Origin of the sequence: Ruegeria sp. ANG10 (genome assembly GCF_040705255.1) — a bacterium.
Taxonomy (GTDB): Bacteria; Pseudomonadota; Alphaproteobacteria; order Rhodobacterales; family Rhodobacteraceae; genus Ruegeria.
Map to the genome: position 1 here is coordinate 709,161 of NZ_JBFCVU010000001.1, position 22,605 is coordinate 731,765.

At 56.3% G+C, this 22,605-nt stretch carries 22 protein-coding genes; 11 read left to right on the plus strand and 11 right to left on the minus strand.

Annotated elements, in window-relative coordinates:
- The first annotated feature begins 259 nt into the window (after positions 1–259).
- The 6 genes from AB1A64_RS03230 to AB1A64_RS03255 all read left to right on the plus strand — a co-directional run bounded on the left by AB1A64_RS03230 (position 260) and on the right by AB1A64_RS03255 (position 7,384).
- Entirely contained in the window at positions 260–1,165 is a 906-nt protein-coding gene (locus tag AB1A64_RS03230; protein ID WP_366550083.1) for an alpha/beta hydrolase, read from the plus strand.
- Positions 1,162–2,556 carry a 3-isopropylmalate dehydratase large subunit gene (leuC, locus tag AB1A64_RS03235; RefSeq protein WP_366550084.1) on the plus strand — a complete coding sequence of 465 codons (1,395 nt, stop codon included), beginning with the start codon at positions 1,162–1,164 and terminating at the stop codon, positions 2,554–2,556. The genes AB1A64_RS03230 and leuC overlap by 4 nt, the downstream gene beginning before the upstream one ends.
- Positions 2,557–3,162 carry a 3-isopropylmalate dehydratase small subunit gene (leuD, locus tag AB1A64_RS03240; RefSeq protein ID WP_366550085.1) on the plus strand — a complete coding sequence of 202 codons (606 nt, stop codon included), beginning with the start codon at positions 2,557–2,559 and terminating at the stop codon, positions 3,160–3,162. It begins immediately after the preceding gene.
- Between the two features lie 15 nt (positions 3,163–3,177).
- Positions 3,178–4,089, plus strand: coding sequence for a LysR family transcriptional regulator (locus AB1A64_RS03245; RefSeq protein ID WP_366550086.1), 912 nt, complete (start codon positions 3,178–3,180; stop codon positions 4,087–4,089).
- A gap of 240 nt (positions 4,090–4,329) precedes the next feature.
- On the plus strand, positions 4,330–4,572 hold the full coding sequence (locus tag AB1A64_RS03250; protein WP_170350802.1) for a glycine zipper 2TM domain-containing protein: 243 nt from the start codon (positions 4,330–4,332) through the stop codon (positions 4,570–4,572).
- Positions 4,573–4,849: 277 nt separating this feature from the next.
- Positions 4,850–7,384, plus strand: coding sequence for a cation:proton antiporter (locus tag AB1A64_RS03255; RefSeq protein WP_366550087.1), 2,535 nt, complete (start codon positions 4,850–4,852; stop codon positions 7,382–7,384).
- A 48-nt stretch (positions 7,385–7,432) separates the two neighbouring features.
- Here the strand turns inward: AB1A64_RS03255 and AB1A64_RS03260 are convergent, their stop codons facing one another.
- Both AB1A64_RS03260 and AB1A64_RS03265 read right to left on the minus strand, forming a co-directional pair.
- The gene (locus tag AB1A64_RS03260) at positions 7,433–10,768 is read right to left on the minus strand and encodes an adenylate/guanylate cyclase domain-containing protein (protein ID WP_366550088.1); all 3,336 of its coding nucleotides are present in this window, start codon (positions 10,766–10,768) and stop codon (positions 7,433–7,435) included.
- 290 nt (positions 10,769–11,058) lie between these two features.
- Complete coding sequence (locus AB1A64_RS03265; RefSeq protein ID WP_366550089.1) at positions 11,059–11,970, minus strand: LysR family transcriptional regulator; 912 nt, start codon at positions 11,968–11,970, stop codon at positions 11,059–11,061.
- A gap of 107 nt (positions 11,971–12,077) precedes the next feature.
- Between AB1A64_RS03265 and AB1A64_RS03270 the strand changes: the two genes are divergently transcribed.
- The 5 genes from AB1A64_RS03270 to AB1A64_RS03290 all read left to right on the plus strand — a co-directional run bounded on the left by AB1A64_RS03270 (position 12,078) and on the right by AB1A64_RS03290 (position 16,641).
- Complete coding sequence (locus tag AB1A64_RS03270) at positions 12,078–12,854, plus strand: CmcJ/NvfI family oxidoreductase (RefSeq protein ID WP_366550090.1); 777 nt, start codon at positions 12,078–12,080, stop codon at positions 12,852–12,854.
- A 14-nt stretch (positions 12,855–12,868) separates the two neighbouring features.
- Positions 12,869–13,834, plus strand: a complete 966-nt coding sequence (locus tag AB1A64_RS03275; protein WP_366550091.1) for an LLM class oxidoreductase — start codon at positions 12,869–12,871, stop codon at positions 13,832–13,834.
- Between the two features lie 12 nt (positions 13,835–13,846).
- Complete coding sequence (locus AB1A64_RS03280) at positions 13,847–14,635, plus strand: SDR family NAD(P)-dependent oxidoreductase (protein ID WP_366550092.1); 789 nt, start codon at positions 13,847–13,849, stop codon at positions 14,633–14,635.
- Positions 14,636–14,728: 93 nt separating this feature from the next.
- Positions 14,729–15,574: an enoyl-CoA hydratase/isomerase family protein gene (locus AB1A64_RS03285; RefSeq protein WP_366550093.1), complete on the plus strand. Its 846-nt coding sequence runs from the start codon at positions 14,729–14,731 to the stop codon at positions 15,572–15,574.
- 80 nt (positions 15,575–15,654) lie between these two features.
- Positions 15,655–16,641: a zinc-dependent alcohol dehydrogenase family protein gene (locus AB1A64_RS03290; RefSeq protein WP_366550094.1), complete on the plus strand. Its 987-nt coding sequence runs from the start codon at positions 15,655–15,657 to the stop codon at positions 16,639–16,641.
- Positions 16,642–16,799: 158 nt separating this feature from the next.
- Here the strand turns inward: AB1A64_RS03290 and ureG are convergent, their stop codons facing one another.
- The 9 genes from ureG to AB1A64_RS03335 all read right to left on the minus strand — a co-directional run bounded on the left by ureG (position 16,800) and on the right by AB1A64_RS03335 (position 22,214).
- A complete protein-coding gene (gene ureG, locus AB1A64_RS03295; protein ID WP_170350812.1) occupies positions 16,800–17,429 on the minus strand; it encodes an urease accessory protein UreG in 630 nt (209 codons plus the stop codon).
- Positions 17,426–18,091 carry an urease accessory protein UreF gene (locus AB1A64_RS03300; RefSeq protein WP_366550095.1) on the minus strand — a complete coding sequence of 222 codons (666 nt, stop codon included), beginning with the start codon at positions 18,089–18,091 and terminating at the stop codon, positions 17,426–17,428. The genes ureG and AB1A64_RS03300 overlap by 4 nt, the downstream gene beginning before the upstream one ends.
- Positions 18,063–18,515, minus strand: coding sequence for an urease accessory protein UreE (locus tag AB1A64_RS03305; RefSeq protein ID WP_366550096.1), 453 nt, complete (start codon positions 18,513–18,515; stop codon positions 18,063–18,065). Before AB1A64_RS03305 ends, AB1A64_RS03300 begins: the two co-directional genes overlap by 29 nt.
- Positions 18,516–18,546: 31 nt before the next feature.
- The gene (locus tag AB1A64_RS03310; protein WP_366550097.1) at positions 18,547–18,768 is read right to left on the minus strand and encodes a DUF1127 domain-containing protein; all 222 of its coding nucleotides are present in this window, start codon (positions 18,766–18,768) and stop codon (positions 18,547–18,549) included.
- A gap of 130 nt (positions 18,769–18,898) precedes the next feature.
- Positions 18,899–20,659 carry an urease subunit alpha gene (ureC, locus tag AB1A64_RS03315; RefSeq protein WP_366550098.1) on the minus strand — a complete coding sequence of 587 codons (1,761 nt, stop codon included), beginning with the start codon at positions 20,657–20,659 and terminating at the stop codon, positions 18,899–18,901.
- Complete coding sequence (locus AB1A64_RS03320) at positions 20,634–20,966, minus strand: urease subunit beta (RefSeq protein ID WP_366550099.1); 333 nt, start codon at positions 20,964–20,966, stop codon at positions 20,634–20,636. Before AB1A64_RS03320 ends, ureC begins: the two co-directional genes overlap by 26 nt.
- On the minus strand, positions 20,963–21,124 hold the full coding sequence (locus tag AB1A64_RS03325) for a hypothetical protein (RefSeq protein WP_366550100.1): 162 nt from the start codon (positions 21,122–21,124) through the stop codon (positions 20,963–20,965). The genes AB1A64_RS03320 and AB1A64_RS03325 overlap by 4 nt, the downstream gene beginning before the upstream one ends.
- 18 nt (positions 21,125–21,142) lie before the next feature.
- Positions 21,143–21,445 carry an urease subunit gamma gene (locus AB1A64_RS03330; RefSeq protein WP_170350819.1) on the minus strand — a complete coding sequence of 101 codons (303 nt, stop codon included), beginning with the start codon at positions 21,443–21,445 and terminating at the stop codon, positions 21,143–21,145.
- 1 nt (position 21,446) lies between these two features.
- Complete coding sequence (locus tag AB1A64_RS03335) at positions 21,447–22,214, minus strand: urease accessory protein UreD (protein ID WP_366550101.1); 768 nt, start codon at positions 22,212–22,214, stop codon at positions 21,447–21,449.
- Positions 22,215–22,605: the final 391 nt, after the last annotated feature.

The window sequence follows — 22,605 nt, forward strand, 5'->3', positions numbered from 1 at the left end:
TATCCAAAGGCGGGCCGTCCGAGGCCTGGAACGCATCGACCGCCTCGATTTTCTTTAACGGGAACGGCTGCTCGAAGATTCAGAGCCTTGCTGCCTCCGCCCTTTTTGTCAGGCCGGTCTGATCCGTTCAAATATGCTGAGCGAGAGTGCTTGCTTTGAAGGTGATGATTTTTCGGAACAATTGATCAGTAATTTCGATCAATCTAGGTTTAAAAGTCGGGTATCCTGAATAGCAAACCCATTTCGCGGAGCGCCCGGTATGTTTCAGGATTTCGAGGAACTGACACTGAACGTCGATGAGCAGATGATCTTTGCTCGCCACGGTGGCGACCCCAGCAGTCCGGGCCTTTTGCTGTTGCATGGCTATCCACAGACGTCGGCTATGTGGCATGCCGTTGCCCCGCAGCTCATAGACCAATTCCATGTCATCTGCGCTGACCTGCGCGGATATGGTCGGTCGTCCAAACCCACCTCAGATGATCGGCATACGCCCTATTCGAAACGCGAAATGGCAAAGGATATGGTCTCGGCCATGTCTCAGATGGGGCATGAGTCGTTTCTGGTCGGTGCCCATGATCGCGGCGCACGGGTCACCCATCGGATGGCTCTGGATCACCCGCAGAATGTCCGGGCGATGGTCCTGCTGGATATTGCGCCGACGCGCGAAATGTATCGCGATACCTCAAAGGAATTTGCCACCGCCTATTGGCACTGGTTCTTTCTGATTCAGAAACACCCCGTCCCGGAACAGATCATCGGCAATGATCCCGCGCAGTTCTGGAAACTCAAATGCTTCAATCAGGCCAAGGGTGAAAATTCTTTTACCGCCGAGGCGCTCGACGAATACATCGCGGCCTTCAGCACACCCGAGGCCATCCATGCCACTTGCGAAGATTACCGTGCCGCGGCGACCATCGATATCGAACACGACGATCAGGACGACGGGCGGAAGATAGAACAACCGCTCATGGTTCTATGGGCCAAGCGCGGGGTGATCGAAACCTGCTTTGATGCGATGGCGCTGTGGCAGGAGCGAGCGCACCGCGTTGAGGGCGAGGCCGTTGATGCCACGCATTACATGGCCGAAGAAATACCAGACGAAATAGCCAGCCGAATGCGCGCATTTTTCCGGTGCCATACCGAACGGAAGGATGCTGCCGAATGAGCAGGACGCTTTACGACAAACTGGTGGACGCACATAAAGTCTGCGATCTGCCGGACGGCGACATGCTGATCTATGTCGATTTCCATATCATGAATGAATACACCAGCCCGCAGGCCTTTTCGGGGCTTGATCAGAAAGGGCTCTCTGTCTGGCGGCCCGAGGCCCATTTGTCGGTGGTCGACCACGTGAATGCCACGCGGCAGCGTGATCCGCATGATGCGGCGTCTAAGCTGCTGATCGACAATCTGGAAGCCAATTGCAAAAAGCACAACATCGCCTTCTATGGTCTGGGCGACCGCCGGCAGGGGATTGAGCATGTTGTCGTCCCCGAACAGGGGCTTGTCGCACCGGGGATGTTAATCGCCTGCGGCGACAGCCATACCACGACCTACGGCGCCTTTGGGGCGCTGGGTTTTGGTATCGGCACATCCGAGGTCGAACATGTGCTGGCGACGCAGACCCTGCGCTATAAGCGGCTGAAAACCATGTTGGTCAATATCGATGGCGATCTTGCCCCCGGTGTGACAGCCAAGGACATCATCATGAAGGTTGTCCAGGTGGTCGGCGCAGGCGGCGCCAATGGGTATGCCGTCGAGTTTTCCGGGTCGGCCATCCGTGCGCAGGAAATGTTCGGGCGGATGACCATCTGCAACATGGCGGTCGAGTTGGGCGGACGGGCCGCCCTGATCGGTGCCGACGAAAAGGCCCTTGAGAAGATTAAGGGCCGCGCGCATAGCGATACGCTGGATTTTGGCGGTTTGGAGTGGAAAGCGGACCCCGGCGCAGAGTATGACACGGTGTTCGAGATTGACGCCGCCGATATTGCCCCGCTTGTCAGCTGGGGCACCAGCCCGGATCAGTCGGTGCCGGTCGACGGCTCAATCCCCGCCGAGACCGAAGGGATGACACCCAAGGCTCGCGAAGCGCTGAACCGGGCGCTGGGCTATATGGACCTGAAAGCGGGGCAGGCGATGACCGATATTGAAATCGACAGCGCCTTTATCGGATCTTGCACCAACAGCCGTATCGAGGATCTGCGCGCCGCCGCCACAATCCTGAAAGGCAAAAAGGTTGCCACGTCGGTGAATGCCATCGTCGTTCCGGGCTCGACCTTTACCCGCCTGCAGGCCGAGGCTGAGGGGATCGACCGGGTGTTTATCGAGGCGGGCTTTGACTGGCGCCCGGAAAGCGGCTGTTCGATGTGCCTTGCGATGAATGACGATATCGCCATGGATGGCGAGCGGATTGCGTCCTCGACCAACCGCAATTTTGAAGGTCGGCAGGGCCGCGGGGCACGCACCCATTTGATGAGCCCGGAAATGGTGGCCGCCGCCGCCATCCATGGTCGTATAGCGGATGTGCGTGAGTTTCTGAGCGAAGGAGTGGAATAGATGCCAAAAACTGTTCACGGGCTGGCTGCCGCCCTGCCACTTGCCAATGTCGATACCGATGTGATCATGCCCAAACGTTTTTTGATCACCATCACGCGCGAAGGGCTGGCGGATGGTACATTCGCCGACCTGCGTTTTCACGACGATGATACGCCGCGCGCGGATTTTGTGCTGAACACTCATCCCTGGCACGAGGCCAGAATTCTGATTGTCGGCGACAATTTCGGCTGCGGATCCAGCCGGGAACACGCGGTCTGGGGACTGGTTCAATTGGGCATTCAGGGCATCATCGGCACCAGCTTTGCAGGCATCTTTTATGACAATGCGCGCAAAAACGGCCTTGCCTTGCCCATTGTCAGTCCCAAGGTGCGGGATCAGTTGATGCAGGCGGCGACGCATGAGGATGGTGCCAGCTATACGATTGATATCGAAAACCGGGTCATCAGACACGGCGAGGAAAAGCTGCCATTTGAAATGGACGACGCGACGCAGGCCGCCCATCTTGAGGGGCGCGACGACACCCTGAATTCGCTGGAATTTGCCGATGCGATCCGCAAATATGAAAGCAGGCTGGGCGATCAGCAAAGAGTGCGTGTCATACAGTAGTCAGGACAGGTTGACTTGGAACTTCGCCAACTTCAGTGCTTTGTGGCGGTCGCCGAAGAGTTGCATTTTCGAAAGGCGGGCGAACGCCTTGGTCTCAGCCAGCCTGCCTTGTCCGACCGTATATCTGCGCTGGAACACGAGTTGGGATTAGCCCTGTTCTTTCGGACGACCCGACAGGTCAGCCTGACGCAAGCGGGGTCTGAGTTTCTGCGCGACGCCAAACGTATTCTGGCGGATATCGACAAATCCGTTTCCAAAGCCCGACACACGGCCGACAGCGGGCTGAAAACGCTGCGGGTCAGCGGCGTTGACGAAGCAATCTCGATGCTGTTGCCGCCGGCGCTGATAGAATTCCGCAAACGGCAACCTTCGGTGCATGTGGATATTCTTGAGATTTCGTCTTCGGACTACCATACGCAAGAACTTGCAAAACACCGGACCGACATTGCTTTTGTCCGCAAACCCCCTGAGGCCGAGTTTCTGCAGGCAGATCTTTTGTATCACCAGGGTGCCGTTGTGGTGCTGCCCTCCGCATCCGAGCTAGCGGGCCGAGCATTGCTGTCAGCGGCGGATATCCGGGATCACCCGATTATCGGGTTTCCCAAACGCGCGCGCCCGATCCTGCATGACCTGCTGTGGAACAGCTTTCGCGCCCAAGGATGGCAACCGGACATCGCCTGCGAAGTCATCGACAAATCCACCATGTTGCAGCTGGTGGCGCACGGGGTTGGCATCGGGCTGGCACCGGCCTGGATCCGCGCCCTGGCACCTGCGGGTTTGATCTGCATCCCGTATCAGACGGACAGCCAACGCATCGAACTCTACGTCGCGCGACGGGCGACGGCGAACTCGAAAATGGTGGAGGAGTTTGTAGATGTGGTTAAAGACGTCTCCTCAACCCTGCACCCAGACGGGGCAGGTCAGTGACAGATTGCCGATGTGCTTCACAACGGCCCACGACGGCTAAAGTGGAACAAATCCGGAAGCCTTGATGAACTGCGTGGTTCACCCCAGTGCTGTGCGACGAGAATGCTCAATTGGCGAAACACCGCGCCACTAGGCGGGTTTTCGCGTCTGAATCGGCCACGGGTTGGAGAGCAGTTGGGCAGACCCTACATGTCCAGAAACAAGCATCTAAGACATACGCGTGAACGTAAGGAAACCGACATGAAGAAGACAGCAGTAGTATGCCTGCTTGGTGGCACGTTGCTCTTGGCAGCATGTGGAGCCCCGACAACACCAACTCAGGCTCAAGCACAAAACGACGCCCGATGTGCCGCTGGGATTTTGGGGGGTGCAGCCTTGGGTGGCGTCTTAGGCAATCAGGTTGGTTCGGGCACGGGCCAGACCCTTGCAACGGCGGCTGGTGCCGGGCTTGGAATGTATGCAGGCCAGTCGGCTTGTAACTGACGAAAAGGCACAGAAAGTGGGGTGCTGGCCTTACCTTTGCCTTTTCGTACGCTGAACCGTGACGTCGGAGTGTCGGATAAAAACGCGCTCCGGGTTGCCACCCTGCGACACGCACATTCCGGACGTTCAGCATTAGAGGCAATAAGTACCCGTCATTCCTGGCATGAGCTGCAACTGCACAGCCTGGGCCAGAGTAATTTCACACTTTAATCCGATGTGATCGATGCGGTGTTAAGGGTGGATTCCATTAGGTTGAGTTCTCAGGTAATACGTATGGATGGATATCGTCGTCATTACGACCATCATCACTTCTCTTTTTGTTGTAATCGGCGTGGCGGAACCACTGGCCGCGCGATTGCGCTTGCCTTACAGTGTTATCCTCGCCGTTCTTGGGATAGTGATTGGGCTTGGCGCGGCATTCTTCCTTAACACCGACCTGACGGATGCGCTGAACCCGGGAGCGCAAGCGATTATTGACCTGCCGATCCGGTCTAACGTCTTTCTCTATGTTTTCCTGCCAACATTGCTCTTTCAGGCGACACTTGGCATGAACCTGCGCAGGATGCTGGACGATTGGATGCCCATCCTGATGATGGCGGTTGTCGCAGTGATCGTGGCTACACTTTCCATTGGCTATGCGCTCAGTTGGGTAAGTACGCTGCCACTGGCCGCCTGTCTGTTGATCGGCGCAATTGTGTCGACAACTGACCCTTCAGCGGTTGTCAGCATTTTTCGATCGATTTCCGCGCCCCGCAGGCTGTCGCGAATTATCGAAGGCGAAAGCCTCCTTAACGATGCCGCTGCCATTGCTCTTTTCGGGCTGTTCATGAGCTTTGTCATGCTCGGAAGACCCGACCCATTGCTAAGCGAAGCTGTGGGGCAATTTCCGCTGCTAATCGCAGGAGGTGCCTTCACCGGTTGGCTCATGGCGCGCATGGCTGTTTGGGTGATGGCGTTCGTCGACCGCTGGGATATGGCACAAATTTCTATTTCCGTTGCGCTACCTTATCTCGCGTATATCGTTGCGGAACAAAGCATTGGGGCTTCTGGTGTTATCGCCGTGGTGGCCGCAGGTCTTACGCTTAACCTCACGGGTCCCGGTCGTTTGTCACCGGCTGGTTGGACAAATCTTCAAGAAGTATGGGACCTGCTGGCTCACTGGGCAGGCGCGCTGATCTTTATTCTTGCGGCCTTGCTGATTCCAAGATTGTTGGAAGGGGTGCAGCCGTCTGACTTCGGCCTGTTGGCCGTGGTGGTTATTGCTGCAGCATTCGCACGGGCGGCGGTTCTGTTCGGCTTGTTGCCATTGCTTACGACAATCGGTCTGTCGCCAGCTGTTGAACGCCCCTATCGTACCGCGATGCTGTGGGGCGGGCTGCGGGGTGCCGTGACACTGGCGCTGGCGCTGGCAGTCACCGAAAGCACGCATATCCCGCTTGAGACCAAGCGACTGGTCGGCATCCTGGCCACTGGCTTTACGCTGTTTACACTGATTGTGCAGGGAACAACCTTGCGCGCAGTGATCACAAAACTGGGGCTCGATAGGCTCTCTCCGCTTGATACGGCACTGTCACGCCAAGTGGTCGCCGTCGCCTTGCAATCGGTGCGCGAGGACGTGTCTCGCATTGCAGAAAACTACGACTTGACCCACGATATCGTCAGAAACGAAGCCAAACAGTTCAGCGAACGCCTTGACGAGGCCGTAAACGCTGCTGAAGACAGCGCGCAGATCCTTGATCGCGACCGGATCACACTTGGCCTTATTGCGCTGGCTGGGGCAGAGCGGGATTCCGTGCTAGCCCGGATGCGAGAGCGCACCATGTCATCTGTGCTGAGTGAGAAAATTCTGTCCGACGCGGATCGCCTCATTGAAGGCGCACGGACCGGAGGGCGGCTCGGCTATCAGCGTGCGTCAAATCGATCTGTCGTATACGGCAGGTCTTTCCGGATCGCGGTTTTTTTGCACAACCGGCTTCGGATCTCGTTTCCACTCACGCGTATTACAACGGATCGGTTTGAAAGACTGCTCATGCAGCGCCTGATCCTGCGGGATCTCGATGGATTTGTCCGGGGCCGCATACGTCGAATCCATGGCCGCAGGGTTGCGGAATTGCTTGACGACCTGTTGGCACGCCGATCCGAGGCGGTTGAGGCAGCGCTTGACGGGTTGCGGCTCCAATATCCTGGCTATGCCGAAAAGCTGGAGCGACGCTTCATCCGGCGGACAGCGCTGCGGCTGGAAGAGCGTGAATACGCGGTCATGCGCGAGGACGGGCTTGTGGGCGAAGAGCTCTATTCGGTGCTGATGCAGGAAGTGGCGGCGCGACGTGCTTTGTCCGAAGGGCGTCCAGTATTGGACATTGCCCTTAAAGGACGGGATCTGGTCCGGCAATTTCCACTATTTTCTGATCTCGACAAAGCGTCTTTGAGGAAACTCAGCAGAGCGTTGCGCACCCGATATGCCAACGCAGGTGACACGATCATATCCAAAGACGAATTCGCGGGGAGTGTTTTCTTTATCGCCTCTGGGGCCGTCGAAGTTGAGCTTGGCAGACATACTACGCGGTTAGGCCGTGGTGAAATGTTTGGGCAATTGGCCATGCTAATGAAACGGCCCCGTCGCGTAAACGTGCGGGCGTTGGCCCCCTCGACACTCCTAATGCTCGACGAAGCGCGTTTCCGGCGATTGCTCCGGCGCAGTGAGGCAATGCGGAAATCTGTCCGGATGAGCGCGAATGAACGCATGATCGACCCCGCAGTGTTGGATCTGGATGAGCCCGCAGGATCTTCGGAACAAAGACCCAATTCCTGACTGGCCATCATTTGGAAAGAAAGCGCGGCCCATTCCTGTCGTTCTGAATCAGAAACTTTGTGGGTTACGGGTGGTGGAACCAGAAAGTAGCTTCAAAGCATCACTCACGTCGGTCGTATGTTCACCGCCTGTGATCTCCTCCAATACAGTGCGCAGATCAAAAGCGGTACATTGCGCCTGTCCAAATCGATTGCATTGCTTGATGTAATCTACCGACACGCGAAGCTCGAGCATTCTTGCCTTCTGCCGCCCCGCAGATTTCAAAGCCTCACGAAACTCTTGTTCGGCCACTTCATTCTCGCACCGCGCAATTGCATAGACCCGATCCGTCTCAGATTGGGCCCATCCTTCATTGGTTTGATTTTGGAATCCACGTGCCTGGGCCAAAAAGCTTAAGGCACCTTCCCGATCACCGGTTTTGAGTGTGAGTTCGGCAATCAGAGTAAGAAAGAACGGCTTATAGTTTCCCGCCCCGCTTGCCCACCAAGCTTCTGAAGCTTTCAGTAACACAAGGATCGTTTCCTGGTTTGGCGAAAGATACGCATTCACCCAGCTTCGCCAGAGGGTCGCAGTCAAGGACATGAACGTGAATGAGTGTTTGACTGAAAGCGCCTCAAGCTTTTCAACAGCCGCGAGGACGTTTTCAGGTTCACGTCGCAGTAGGAAAAGCATGCACAGATAGGTCAGCGATTGCGCAATGCTGTGGGCATGCTCAAGTTCTTCTGCGCCCGCCACCGCTTGCGTCTGAACTTCAAGAGCATTGTCTGGATCTCCGCGCATCCACATGGCCAAACTTAAAAAGCACGAAGTGATGGCTGCATGGTCGGACCCGTAAATGTACGCGAGATGGCCATCACGTTTCCGGCTGTAGAGTTCTAACGCCTTGTTCAAATGCTCGTATGCTGAACCCAATTCCCCGATATGAAACAACACGGCGCCCATGGCGCGATGTGCCACCATTTGGTGCTGCGTCTCGCGTGTCGTAGTCGCCAATTCCAGCAATTGCTTGGCAACGTTCTTGGCCAAATCATACTCGGCGCGCACCAAATGAAAGGAGTACAAACCGTTCAGAACCGGGAACAGATGATCGGTTTCTTCAACGCGTTCGCACAGGTCGCGGATCCTTGAGTAGACCGAGCCGGTCTCATCCGCTGCAATCCCCGCGGTTGATCGTAGAACGCCTGCTTTCAGAACCTGAATCTCAATTTCTTTGCGGTCTCGCTCAGTGCTTTGTTCCAGTTCACTCAACTGTTCGATCGCCAGGGAAAGCTGCGTGTTTGCCTCTGTATTCGCGGATCGTTGGACAGCACGTTGACCGGCAAGATACCGGTAATTGACGGCCTCCTTACGCATGCCAGCCATAGTGTAATGATGGGCCAGAACTTCTGGGCTGGCATCACCTGTGTGCGTCGAAGTGTCATCAAGTTGTTGCGCTACGCGAGAGTGCAGAACGCGACGTTCCCGCTTCAATAGGCTGTTGTAGGCAGTGTCACGAATGAGGGCATGACAGTAGCTGAAGGTTTCAAAATCTTCAGAGCGAGAAACGGTAACAATGCCTGCCTCTAGCAATAGTTCTAGATTCGCGCGCAGCGCTCTATCGCCTATACCGGCCACTTTAGAGATCAAAGGATAGCTGAATTGCGGCCCGATTACGGCCCCTATCTGGGCCACCTCCTTGGCAGAACTCAAACGATCAAGGCGCGCCATAAGTGCATCATGTAACGTGCTGGGGACCGAGTTGGCCGGAGAGGCCCCACCCAACGTGTAAGTGTCTCTGCCTTTGGTCAGAATACCCGATTCAAGGAGATCTTTGGTCACTTCCTCTATGTATAACGGCACTCCGTCAGATCTCGCCGCGACCGCGTCGTACATCTCGTCCGAGATCACCTCACCTTTGGCGACTTCGTCCACAATGCTCTTCACCTCTTGAAAATCCAACTGCTTCAAAACAACTTTCGTGAGGTTCGATTGCAGCGTCCAGCCCGGGTCGTACTCGGGCCTGAATGTCATGGCTACCAGAACCGGAAGGTCGCGAATTCGCTCCACTATTCGGTCCAAAAGCAGCTTGGTCGTTGGATCAATCCAATGCGCATCTTCAAACAAGAATAGAACCGGCTGCTCCCTTGCTTCAGACGTGAGATTGCCTAGCAGCAGGTCTAATGACTGATCCATGAGCTGCTGAGGCGTCAGGTTCAGGGGGCCCAATTGATCCTCGAAGGGGATGGACAGAAGGGACGCGGCCAGCTTCAATGCATCGTTGGAATGATCGTCCAGAACAGCGCGGACTTTTTCAAGCTTTGTCTCGTTTGAGTCTTCGGAACGGAGCTTGGCGACATTCTCAAGTTGTCGAATGACAGGATAGAACGCAGTCGCAAAATGGTACGGAGAACACTGATATCGCATCTGGATGCCGGGCAGATCCGAAGAATTTTGCCTGAATTCTTCCACCAGCCGCGACTTGCCAATTCCAGGCTCGCCCGACACCAACACAACCTGTCCCTGACCACCGCTGGCAAGCGTCCATTTGTCATTGAGTGTCTCTAATTCTGCGGAGCGACCCACCAACGGTTTAAGCAACACATCGTCTATTGCCAAAAAACGGCTGACAGTTTGCCGCTCACCCGTCACCTGCCAAGCTTCGACTTCTTTAGCAAAACCCTTGAGCTTGAACGCGCCTCGCAGAACGTATTCGAAGGTATCACAGGCCAACTGATGCGTGCTGGGGGCGACGATCATTGTTCCTGGATCCGCCATTGCCTGAAGGCGCGCGGCCAGGTTCGGCGTCTCACCCATCGCCGTCCCGTCCTCAAACATGTTTTCGCCACGCAGATCGCCGACGACAACCAATCCGGTCGCAACCCCGATGCGGACGTTAAGTTTCGCGTGGGTGCGAATATTCGGCATTTCATTCATGATGCGCAGGCCCGCCCGAATTGCCCGCTCTGGATCATCTTCATGCGCATGGGGAAATCCAAAAAAGACCATAATCCCATCGCCATAATAGCTGGCAATATGGCCATCAAACGCAGCAACCGACGCAGCACATGTTTCTTTGAAGAGCCGAAGAACATCGGCCAGATCTTCCGGATCGACGCGTTGTGAAATTTCCGTTGATCCGACCAAATCAATGAACATGACGGTAAGCTGTCGCCGTTCCGCGATGATCTCGGGGCCGGTACCGGTGTTGTGTGGGTCAAGGTCTGCCTCTGCATCGAAGCGCACAGCCTTCATGAAACGCCGCCTTGGTCCGAGGGGGAGGCCGATTGTTACAAGGTCATCGTCCGTTAACTCAGAAAGATCACCATGTTCGATTTCGTGTTCTGCAAAGGCAGCAGCATACTTGGACAAACCATGTTTTTTTAGCCAAGATGCTATATCGGACATCTACATTTTTGCTTGCCGTCTTAGCAGAACTATCGCCTGCGCCCTACCAGCATGCGTCTCCTTGTTGGTTTGACCCGTCGTACAATTGTTGTTTTTGTAGAACTTTCTGATTGTGTTCCGCTCAATGAAGAACTCTGTTTCATAGTAGGTCAAGGACTTCATTGGTTCGTTCGACGTTAAGCCGTGCACGGCAACACCCGGCCCAAGTTGGCGGTTTTGGCAAATCCAGCAGGGCATGATGCTTTAGAACCCGATCTGCGCCCACACGCCGGCGACCGATCTTTTAAGAATCATTTTTCCCACGGTGGTTTAGCGCCAATCTCTGCGATCAGAAAATCCATGAACACCCGCACTTTGGGGGATAGCACGTTGGACTTGGGATAGATCAACCACAAGACATTGTCCTCTGCGGCCTCAAAGTTCGGCAGAACCCGCGTCAGCCTGCCAGACTTTAGTTGGTCATGCACACTCCATAAAGCGTTCAAGGAAATTCCGGCCCCGGCCAGCGTGGCGCAGACTTGGCTTTGGCCGTCGTCGATAATCAATTGACCTTTGGCAGATGCGGGGTCGAATATAGCACGTTCGCCTGCCGGGCCTGTCAGCGGGCGCGGTTGACGGTTTTGGAAGGCGATCAGACGGTGGTTTGCCAGTTCGGCGGGCGTATTGGGGGTTCCGTGCGTGTCGAGATAGTGCGGCGCGGCGCAAAGGATGCGCTGGTCATCGGCCAATTTGCGGCCTTTAAGGCTGGTGTCGACAAGCGGCGCGTTCCTAAGTGCAAGGTCAAAGCTGCCTTCGATCAGGTCGAACTGAACATCCGAAAGGCGCAAGTCCAGCGTGAGGTCGGGGTGCTGTTTAAGAAACGTCGGTAGGATCGGCGCGATATAGAGTTGGGCAAAGCTGCTTGGCGCAGCAAAGCGCAATGTGCCCCGGATCGTTGTCGTCTGCTTGCCCAGGGCCGCAAGCGCGGCCTCTTCCTGCGCGATGATCTCGCGGGCAAAAGGCAGGAAATCGGCCCCTTCGACAGACAGCGACACTTTGCGGGTCGTGCGGTGCAAAAGTTCAGAGCCCAGGCTCTGTTCCAACTTGGCAAGTTTTGCGCTGGAGACTGCCGGGGCCATACCCAACGCGCGCCCGGCAGCGCTGATGTTGAGCATTTCTGCCGCCCTTACAAACAATCGGAGCGCATCTGTATCAAGGCTCATTATATTCAAAACCCGAATTATAAATCCTGATATTGGCAGTTTATCTGCAATTTGATCGACATTAAATCCCTTTCGTAGACGCAAAAGGGCCTAGGCAGGAGGCGCAGATGACACGGACAGCCACAGTCAACTACCATGTTCACAAGCCCTATCGGCAAGCCTTTGAACTTGATTCAGGTGGGGTTGCGGGCAACCTGATTTCCCCGGAACTGGCGCCAACGACTGTTGCGCTGGCGGATACCCGCACGAGGGCAACGTCAGTCACATTTGCATCTGATGCCGTAGAATTCACATCGCTGAAATCGCAGGTCCGGGACTTTGCGGGTGACGCCTGGAAACAGACATATGATGCGGAACTGACCGGGATGCTTCTGGACAGGCTGAGTGCGCAAGAAGTTGTAATTTTTGATCACACCGTTCGGGTGGACGACCCCTATGCCACGCGCAAGCCCGCCCGTAACGTCCACAGTGACTACAGCAAGGAGGGGGCTGAGCAGCGCCTAGTCGATCTGCTGGAGGCCGAGACCGCAGCTGAATGGGCGCAAGGTCACTTTGCCTTTGTCAATGTGTGGCGTCCTGTGGGACATCCGATCAATTCCGCCCCGCTGGGCTTTGTTCGGCCGTCTTCAGTTGACCCGTCTGACTGGATTCTGCTGGACCTGATCTATCCCGACCGCAAAGGGCAAATCATGGGGCTGGTGGGAAACCCTGAACATGAATGGGTCTATCAATCCAAGATGACGCCGGACGAGGTTGCGTTTTTCAACATCTACGACAGTCACGGGCTGCCGTCGGTGGCACATAGTGCGCTTGATATGGTCGAGGATCCAAACGTCACCACCATTCGCAAAAGCATCGAGAGCCGCACTTTGGTGCGCTATTAATGGGGTGCCCAGATATGTTGAACAGAATACAGCCCACCGAGTTTGCCCAGATAAATATAGCCTACAACCGGGTGTTTCGCCCGGGACGGCTGAGTGTCGGCCTTGTGTTGCCGCTTGAATCCTATGCAGTGGGCGCTGAGCCGACGATGCGGGGCCATCTGGAGGCCGCACGTAGGGCGGAGGATCTTGGGTTTGCAGCACTATGGCTGCGTGACGTGCCCTTCAATGTCCCAAGCTTCGGTGATGCCGGACAGATTTTCGACCCATTTGTCTATCTGGGTGCGCTGGCAACGGTGACAGAGCGGATTGCGCTGGGAACGTCGAGTGTGATCCTGCCATTGCGTCACCCCGCCCATGTGGCCAAGGCGGCCGCGACGGCTGACGTGCTATCGGGCGGGCGGTTGCTCTTGGGTGTTGCATCCGGTGACCGGCCCGAGGAGTACCCGGCGATGAGCCAGGGCTTTGACGATCGGGGGGCACGGTTCCGCGATAGTGTTGAGTACATCCGCGCGGTCGGATCGGACTATCCCACGCATGAAAGCGGGCAGGGCACATTGTCTGGCGACATTGATCTGTTGCCAAAGCCGCATGGCACGCGTTTGCCGTTGCTTATCACTGGCGGCAGCCAGCAAACCCCCGATTGGCTGGCACAGAACGGGGACGGTTGGATAACTTATCCACGCAACGCCGCAACCCAAGGGCGGGTCATTGCGGAATTTCGAACACGCACGAATGCGGCGGGGCAACCGGACAAGCCGGTGATGCAATCGCTTTATGTCGATGTCGTTGCCGATCCGGCTGCACCTGCGCGCCCGATCCACCTTGGGTTTCAGTCCGGAACTGACTTCCTGTGCAATTATCTGCGCGAGATTGAAACCCTTGGGGTCAATCACGTGGCGCTGAACTTAAGGTTCAATCAAGCACCCATCGACACAACACTTGAACGTCTGGCGGACGTTGTGCTGCCTGACTTTTCCTAAAGGATAAAACTGATGACCAAGACTGTTCTTATCACCGGTTCAACTGACGGCATTGGCTTGCTGACAGCAAAGAAACTGGCTGCTGACGGGCACCAAGTGCTTTTGCACGGGCGCAGCGCACCCAAATTGGAGAGCGCCGCCGCCGAAGTCGGTGGCAATGTCGAAACCTATACCGCTGATCTAAGCGATCTGACCGCGGTTCGAAAACTGGCCGAAACCATACGTGCCAAATATGACCAACTGGACGTGTTGATCAATAACGCCGGTGTGCTGAAAGCCCCGCAAACGGTGCTTGGGAATGGGCAGGACATTCGCTTTGTCGTGAACACACTTGCGCCCTATCTGCTGACCGAATTGTTGTTGCCGATCATTCCCTCCGATGGGCGCGTTGTGAACCTGTCATCGGCGGCGCAGGCCCCGGTAAACGTCAAGGCCATGCAGGGTAAGGTGCCGCTGACAGACATGGACGCCTATGCCCAAAGCAAATTGGCCATCACTATCTGGACCAAGGAATGGGCCAAATTACTACCTAATGGGCCGGTGATGGTGGCGGTGAATCCCGGGTCCCTTTTGGCCTCGAAGATGGTGAAAGAGGGCTTTGGCGTTTCTGGGAACGATATGAGCATTGGCGCTGATATACTGATGGATGCGGCCCTGGGCGGGCGGTTTGCTGACGCGTCAGGTGCCTATTTTGACAATGACAGTGGGGCCTTCGCTGATCCACATGCCGCAGCGCTCGACAATGATCACGCGGCCGACGTCATGAACACAATCAAGGGCTTGATCAGAAAGACAGGCTGATCCGGGCGGCGCGGCCGCCCCAAACACACATCCACCTTTACCTCCTATCACCCCTCACGCGTGCCGCGTCGAGGCCCAAGAAAGGACTGCCTGATGAAATACGAAAACTTCCAAACTTTTGAGGTTGCCGTTGAAAAAGGTATCGCCACGGTGACATTCAATTTCGGTTCCGTGAACGTGCAAGGCCAGGAAATGTTGGCCGACCTCAACAGCCTGGCTATGCGGCTAGAGCGCGACCGCGACACCAAAGTAGTGATCTTCCAATCCGCCAACCCAGAAATCTGGGTTTGCCACTACGACACCGATCTTCTCAAAGACATGTCGACCGAGGCGGTATCCCGCGAGGATGCACAGCTGTTGGACCTGCAATCGGTTTGCGAACGGATCAGCAAGGTGCCGCAGGCCACTATTGCTAAGCTGGAAGGGTTCGCACGCGGTGGCGGGCACGAATTGGCACTGGCGCTCGACATGCGTTTTGCCGCGCGGGGAAAGTACAAGTTCATGCAGATGGAGGTCGGTATGGGCATCCTGCCCTGCGGGGGTGGCGCGTCGCGGATGGCACGTCAAACCGGCCTTGGCAAAGCGCTTGAGATCATCCTGAGCGCGCAGGATTATGACGCGGATGATGCAGAGCGTCTGAGCACGATCAACAAGGCTTTGGAGCCGGATGAGATTGGCCCATATGTGACCGCGCTGGCCGAACGGATCGCGCAATTTCCGGCAGAGTCGATCAACGCCTGCAAGCAGATGGTCTATGAATCCATCGACAAACCCATTCATGAGGCACTGAAGGCCGAAGCCTATTGGCTTTATCAGGCCACCAGCAGAACCCCGGCTGTCAAACGGTTTGCCATCGCGGATGAACAAGGTTTGGAACACGACATCGAAAATCAGCGTAAGTGGGGCGACCTGGTTATGCAGGTGCAAGATATCAACTGAACCCCCATCAAAATAATTACGTCCAGGCGCCCGATATCTCGATGCGCGCCCCAGCGTGGTGCTAGAAAAGGAATTTCCCAATGAAAGCAATGGTTCTGAATACCTATGGTCCCGACGCACAGTTTGAGCCCGCAGAAATGCCAGACCCGGTTGCGGCACCCGGACATGTGGTGGTCAAGGTGGCGGCCACCAACGTCAACACAGTCGACACGATGATCCGAAGCATGGGGGCAGAACTGCCCCTGTCCCCCGCGCTGCCTGCCGTACTTGGCATGGATTTTGCAGGTACAGTCGTTGCATTGGGCGACGGAGTGACAAACTTCGCCCTAGGTGATGAGGTGTACGGTTGCGCCGGTGGTCTGATGGACCTTCCTGGCACTCTGGCTGAGTACATAAACGCTGATGCCCGCCTGATTGCACACAAACCCAAATCGCTGAGCATGCGGGAAGCCGCAGCGCTGCCCCTCGTCGGTATCACCGCCTACGAAGGGTTGACCCGTGCTGGTGTAGGCGATGGGCAGACCGTGCTGGTACAGGGCGGCGCCGGAGGCGTTGGCCATGTCGCCGTGCAAATCGCCCGTCACCTTGGCGCAAGCGTGTCCGCAACAGGTCGCGGTGCGGATCAGATGGCTCTGATTGAGGGGCTGGGTGCGCGTCCATTGGATTTCACAACGCAAAAGGTTGAAGACTACGTGGCTGCGCACACTGATGGCGTGGGCTTTGATGTGGTGTTCGACAGCGTTGGTGGGCCGAACATGACAAACTCGTTCGCAGCGGCCAAGCTCAACGGCCATGTCGCCTCAACCGTTGCGATGGTCGAGATTGATTTGACGCCCGCGCATTTCAAAGGTCTGTCCCTGCACGTCGTCTTCATGCTGATCCCGATGATGCATGATGTCGGGCGGCAAACCCATGGTGACATCCTCAAGACATTGGCGGATCTGGCGGATGCAGGAGGCCTCAAACCTATTGTTGACGAACACAAGTTTGGGTGGGCCGATGTCGGCGCAGCCTATGCGCACCTGACAAACGGTGCTGCGGTCGGGAAAGTGGTTGTAGAGTTGTAGTCCGCACCTGTTGAGTTTGGTGCGCACCCGATGATCGTGCGCACCAATCTTAGGTCGCTTCCAGAATAGCGCGAAAAATACGATTGTTCTTTTGACCCCTTCACTCGATGTCCAGCATCGGCTTTGTGTGGCGACAACTTACCATCTTTGCTGGCGACCTAACGCGCTTGCGAAATCCTTAGACCTCCGCCTTTCACAAGCAGGTCTACAATTGCGTCGACCCCTTTTCTGCGACGAAGGGACGAGAACAAAAACGGCCGTCCTTTGCGCATTCTTTGCGCATCACGTTCCATAACTTCTAACGAAGCACCAACATGCGGCGCCAAGTCGGTTTTGTTGATGACAAGAATGTCCGATTTCGTAATCGCCGGTCCACCTTTGCGTGGAATTTCCTCTCCGGCGGCGACGTCGATAACATAGATTGTAAGGTCTGCGAGTTCCGGACTGAACGTAGCCGACAAATTGTCCCCGCCGCTTTCGATCAGAACCACATCAAGATCGGGATGGCGGTCTTGCATTTCAGCGACTGCAGCCAAGTTAATCGAGGCGTCCTCGCGGATCGCTGTGTGTGGGCACCCACCGGTTTCCACGCCAATGATCCTGTCCTGCGGCAGGATCTGCATGCGCATCAGCGCTTCGGCATCCTCCTGCGTGTAAATGTCATTGGTGATAACGCCCACTGAGCAGACATCGCGCAGGGCTTCGGATAACGCTGCGGTCAAAGTGGTCTTTCCGGCGCCCACCGGACCACCGATGCCAACGCGAAGGGGGCCGTTCATACTGCTCATGTTCGGAACATCCTTGAATACTGTGTTTCGTGTTTCATCGACGCGATGTCTGTCAGGAACGCGGTCGAGTTCAAATCATCCAGGCTGGCCTTTTGCGCCGTTTCGGCAATACGGGCGCATAGCGGTGTCAATTCTCGGATCACTTTCTGAGACGCGGTCTGGCCCAACGGCACAAGGCGTGTTGCGCAAGAGGCCAGGTTGCTTGCAAAGGCTTGCAGAAACATCTTTGTCGTCAGCAACAGGGGAAGGCCTTGCAAACGCGCGGCGTGGCCTAGTGAGACGGGATAGGAGTACTTTCGAAGGTCTAAATCCCAGACATTTCCAGTCACTGTCCCGAATGCCTGTCCAAGCAACTCGGTTTCCATTTTTCTTTCGGATGACGCGCAAAAGGCCCGTGCAGTAACGTCGACGCCGATAAGTTCATCTTTATCCTGCGCGTTGTATGCCGAAACAACGAACAGAGCGTCGTTCCAACCAGAACCATGTTCCAGCACATCTGAGATCCAGGCTTGGGTGTCTCGTGAATCGGTGACGGTCCCTTCGTCAATTGCGGTCTCTAGCCCGTGAGAATAGGCAAAGCCTCCCACTGGATATGCCGGGGACAACCATTGCGCCAACGTCAGGATATCGGCGTCAGTGGGCGTGGCCATGAGTCCTGCCATGGCCATAGGCCCCGCCTTCGGGGGTGAACGGTTCATGCACTTCCCGCACCGAAGCCCCGATTTTCAAAAGCATGTCTTGGATGACGTGATCGACTTGGATCAGCAGATGATCCTTTTCGATCTGACAAGGCGTGTGGCGGTTGCCGATATGCCAAGCGACGCGCGTCAGGTCCGGGGCTGTTATTTCCAGCAACGCTTCGGGTGCAGCTTGTATTTCTACTTCGCGGCCGTCATCCAGAACCAAAGCGCCGCCGTGGTTCAACGACGTCGTTTGCACCAGATCGACAAGAATCTGTTCGCCACTTTCGCAGGTCAGAACCTTGCGGCGCAAAAAACGGTCATCATAGGTCAGTGACAGGGCGTCCGCAGGCTCGCCGAGTAAATGATCAGAATATTGCCGTGCTGTACAAAGGAGGATGGTCATGCCAACGCCCCCTCTGTGGAACGGGCAGCTGTTACCAGATAGAACCCGCGAAAACGTGTTGTACGATACGGTCGCGGGACAGGCCGCGTTTGCGCAGTTCTTCGTCGCTCAGCGATTGCAGGAACTGGATTTGATCGCTGCGCGATCGTGCTTCGGCCAATCGAGCAAGAGCCGAATAGATCGACGAACCAATCGTCGAGAACAGACCGAATACGGAAAAACCGGAATGCGGTTGATTTTCTGTGTGTGCCATTGGGACCCTCGTATGCTTGCGAGACGTTGGTCCTCCCTTGCGTGATAATATCTGTCATATTGCACTCGCTTAGTAGTGGGCAATTGGTCATGCCCGGGATGCGCTTGCTGCATTGCAGCGTAATTTTTAATCAGAACATGAAGTATCGCTGTGCCATCGGTAGAACTTCGGCTGGCTGACAGGTTAGCAATTCACCATCCGCGCGGACCTCGTAGGTTTCCGGGTCGACATCGATCTGGGGTGTTGCGTTGTTCAGCAACAGATCGCGTTTGCCGATATTCCGCGTGTTGTACACGGCGACAGTTTGCTTCGCCAAGCCCAGTGAATCACCAATCCCGTCGGTCTGTGCGGCCTCAGAAACAAATGTGATCGCCGAATGCTCGACCGAGCGGCCATAGGCCCCGAACATCGGACGGCTATAGACCGGCTGCGGTGTCGGGATTGAGGCATTGGGATCGCCCATCTGCGCGCAGGCAATCGTGCCGCCCAGCAGAACCATTTCGGGTTTCACGCCGAAAAACGCCGGGTTCCACAGCACCAGGTCAGCGCGTTTGCCTTCTTCGATACTGCCGATCTGATGGCTGAGCCCATGGGCGATAGCCGGGTTGATGGTGTATTTCGCGATGTACCGGCGGACGCGCAGGTTGTCGTTGTCCCCGGTTTCCTCGGGCAGCCGGCCCCGTTGTTTCTTCATCTTATCAGCCGTTTGCCATGTACGGATCAGCACCTCGCCCACACGGCCCATGGCCTGACTGTCGGAGGCGATGATGCTGAACGCCCCCATGTCGTGCAGGATATCTTCGGCGGCAATGGTCTCGCGCCGGATGCGGCTTTCGGCAAAGGCCACGTCCTCGGGGATCGATTTGTCGAGGTGATGGCAGACCATCAGCATATCCAGATGCTCTTCGACCGTATTCACGGTGAACGGTCGCGTCGGGTTGGTCGAGGACGGCAGAACATGGTTCTCACCGCAGATTTTGATGATATCTGGGGCGTGACCACCACCTGCGCCTTCGGTGTGGAAGGCGTGGATGGTGCGACCTTTCATGGCAGCCACGGTATTCTCGACAAATCCGGATTCGTTCAGCGTATCGGTGTGGATCATCACCTGAACATCCATCGCATCGGCCACTGACAGGCAGCAGTCGATGGCGGCAGGGGTCGTTCCCCAATCCTCGTGCAGTTTCAGCGCGCAGGCCCCGGCCTTGACCTGTTCCTCCAGCGCCGAGGGTAGTGAGGCATTGCCCTTGCCCGCAAAGGCAAGGTTCATCGGAAAGGCATCCGCAGCTTGCAACATCCGACCGATATGCCAAGGGCCGGGGGTGCAAGTAGTCGCCAAAGTACCATGTGCCGGGCCGGTACCACCGCCAAGCATTGTCGTCAGGCCAGAATGCAAGGCGTCTTCGATCTGTTGTGGGCAGATAAAGTGGATATGGCTGTCGAACCCGCCCGCCGTCAGGATGCGGCCCTCGCCTGCAATTGCCTCGGTTCCAGGGCCAATGATAATGTCCACGCCAGGCTGCGTATCCGGGTTTCCGGCTTTGCCGATCTTGGCGATACGCCCGTCCGTCAGCCCCACATCCGCTTTGTAAATTCCGGAATGATCAACGATCAGCGCGTTGGTGATGACCGTGTCAACGGCCCCCTCGGCGCGTGTGGCCTGAGATTGGCCCATCCCGTCGCGAATGACTTTGCCACCGCCGAACTTGACCTCTTCTCCATACACATCTTCGCGGTGCCCGGTTTCGCTGAACCGTGCAGCTGTTGCGCGTTCCACAATCAGATCTTTTTCAACCTCTATGATCAGATCGGTATCCGCCAATCGTACTTTGTCGCCGACCGTTGGGCCGAACATAGAGGCATAGTCACTCCGGCTGATCTTGCCCGGCATCTTTCAAAGCCCCCATGATGTGCATATTGAAACCGTAGATGTGCCGGCGCCCCTCAAATGGCACCAACATAACTTCGCGAATTTGACCCGGCTCAAATCGCACAGCGGTGCCTGCTGGGATGTCCAACCGCATCCCTAAGGCCGCGTAGCGGTCGAAATCCAAGGCAGAGTTTGCTTCGGCAAAGTGGTAGTGGCTACCGACCTGAACTGGTCGATCACCAGTATTGGCGACAACAACAAGACGGCTGCTGCGACCGGCGTTGAGCGTCAGTGACCCTTCGGCAGGTATGATCTCACCTGGGATCATTTCAGCAGCTTCAAGATCACGGTGATGGCGATGACGGCGATCAAGGCCAGCCCAGCTGCCAATGCGGCGTAATCGCTGCCGTGGGCATGAACATGAGTGTCCGTATGGGCCATGGCCGGACCAGCCAGAATAAGAGCGGGAAAGAGCATGCGGTTCATTTGTATCTCCTTTGGTAATTAGCGAATGGGGTTGTGGACTGTTACAAGCTTGGTGCCATCCGGGAAGGTGGCTTCGACCTGTACCTCGTGGATCATCTCGGGCACGCCTTCCATGCATTGGCCTCGGGTGATCACTTCGGCCCCGGCTTGCATCATATCGGCGACCGAACGACCATCGCGCGCGCCCTCGACCACGGCATCGGTGATCAGGGCGATAGCCTCGGGGTGGTTCAGCTTGACGCCGCGGGCCAACCGTTTTCGGGCGACCTCGGCTGCCATGGCGACCAGCAGCTTGTCTTTTTCACGAGGGGTCAGGTTCATGTCAGAGCATCCAGCATCGGGGTAACGTGTCTTTGTTCAGTCTGCGCAAAAGCGGCATCAATGCGCGGCGAAGGGCAAAGCTGCTTTTGGCCAGAACACGGATAACCAGCAGGTCGTCCCGGATAAGGGTTGCACCGGCGGTTTCGGGCAGCATTTCGCGAACAGGGTCCAACTGACCTGCGGCGGACCTTGAGGCAAAGACGATCAGCGCCATCGCCCCTGCGCCATTTGCGATATGCGGCTTGGACATATGCGCGTGCCAATCGCCAGAGAACCGGATTGCATCCAGAAACACCGGCACCCCTTCGCGCCGTATCTCGATCCGATCACTTAGGCGGATATCGGTCAGTGTTTCGCCCATGGCCGCGCGCCCAAAGACCAGCGGCTCTACCATCAGCGTCTCGGCATCCGGGCACAGGTCGATCCTGAGGCGTCGGTCCAAAGTGCAGCCATTGAACAGAATGGTTTCTTGCGGCAACCATTTCAGCCGGGCGCCTGTCTCGACTGTCAGACGGTTGGTGATCTGGCCGCATTCTTCGGGCTGAGCCTTGTAAGCGCGTTCGCAGGCTTGTGTTGTCAATGTCAGCGCCGTGCCTTCCGCTGCCTTGCCGGAAAACCGGAATGTGTCGCCTCCGGTCACGCCACCTGCTGTGTTCAACAAAACGGCATCAAGATCAGGCGTCGTGGTTCTGGGAAACAGGCACTTAAAGGACCCCGAGTGGCGAAACTTGTCCAGAACCGTTCTGTCGCCCAATTTCTTGGTGCTCAAACTGACGGTGCCAGCAGCACGCGGCGGCACCGCACTGAGCGTGGGTAATATGGCTGAAACTTGGGTAATAAGGCACCTTTAGCGCGTGGTTTGGTGCCTCTTGTTTCTCTGTTGAAGGGTCAGAACACTAACTTGTAGTGTCGGAAACTGCTTGTTTCCATATCGTGCGTCTAATTTTTAGACAGTGACCTTAGTCTTGGATGAAAAATTGGGCGCTTCTGGCTGATTTCGCAAATTGGGTTAGAGGTAAGTTGCCAATCTTGCTGCAATGCAGAAACCGTATAGGTGCCACCGCGGAGATGACTCGGGGGTGTGTGACGGTTGCGCGAATTGGACCTCGAACACAACCGCCACACGTAAACGCAACAACAGTTGCGGGGATCAGGTAGAA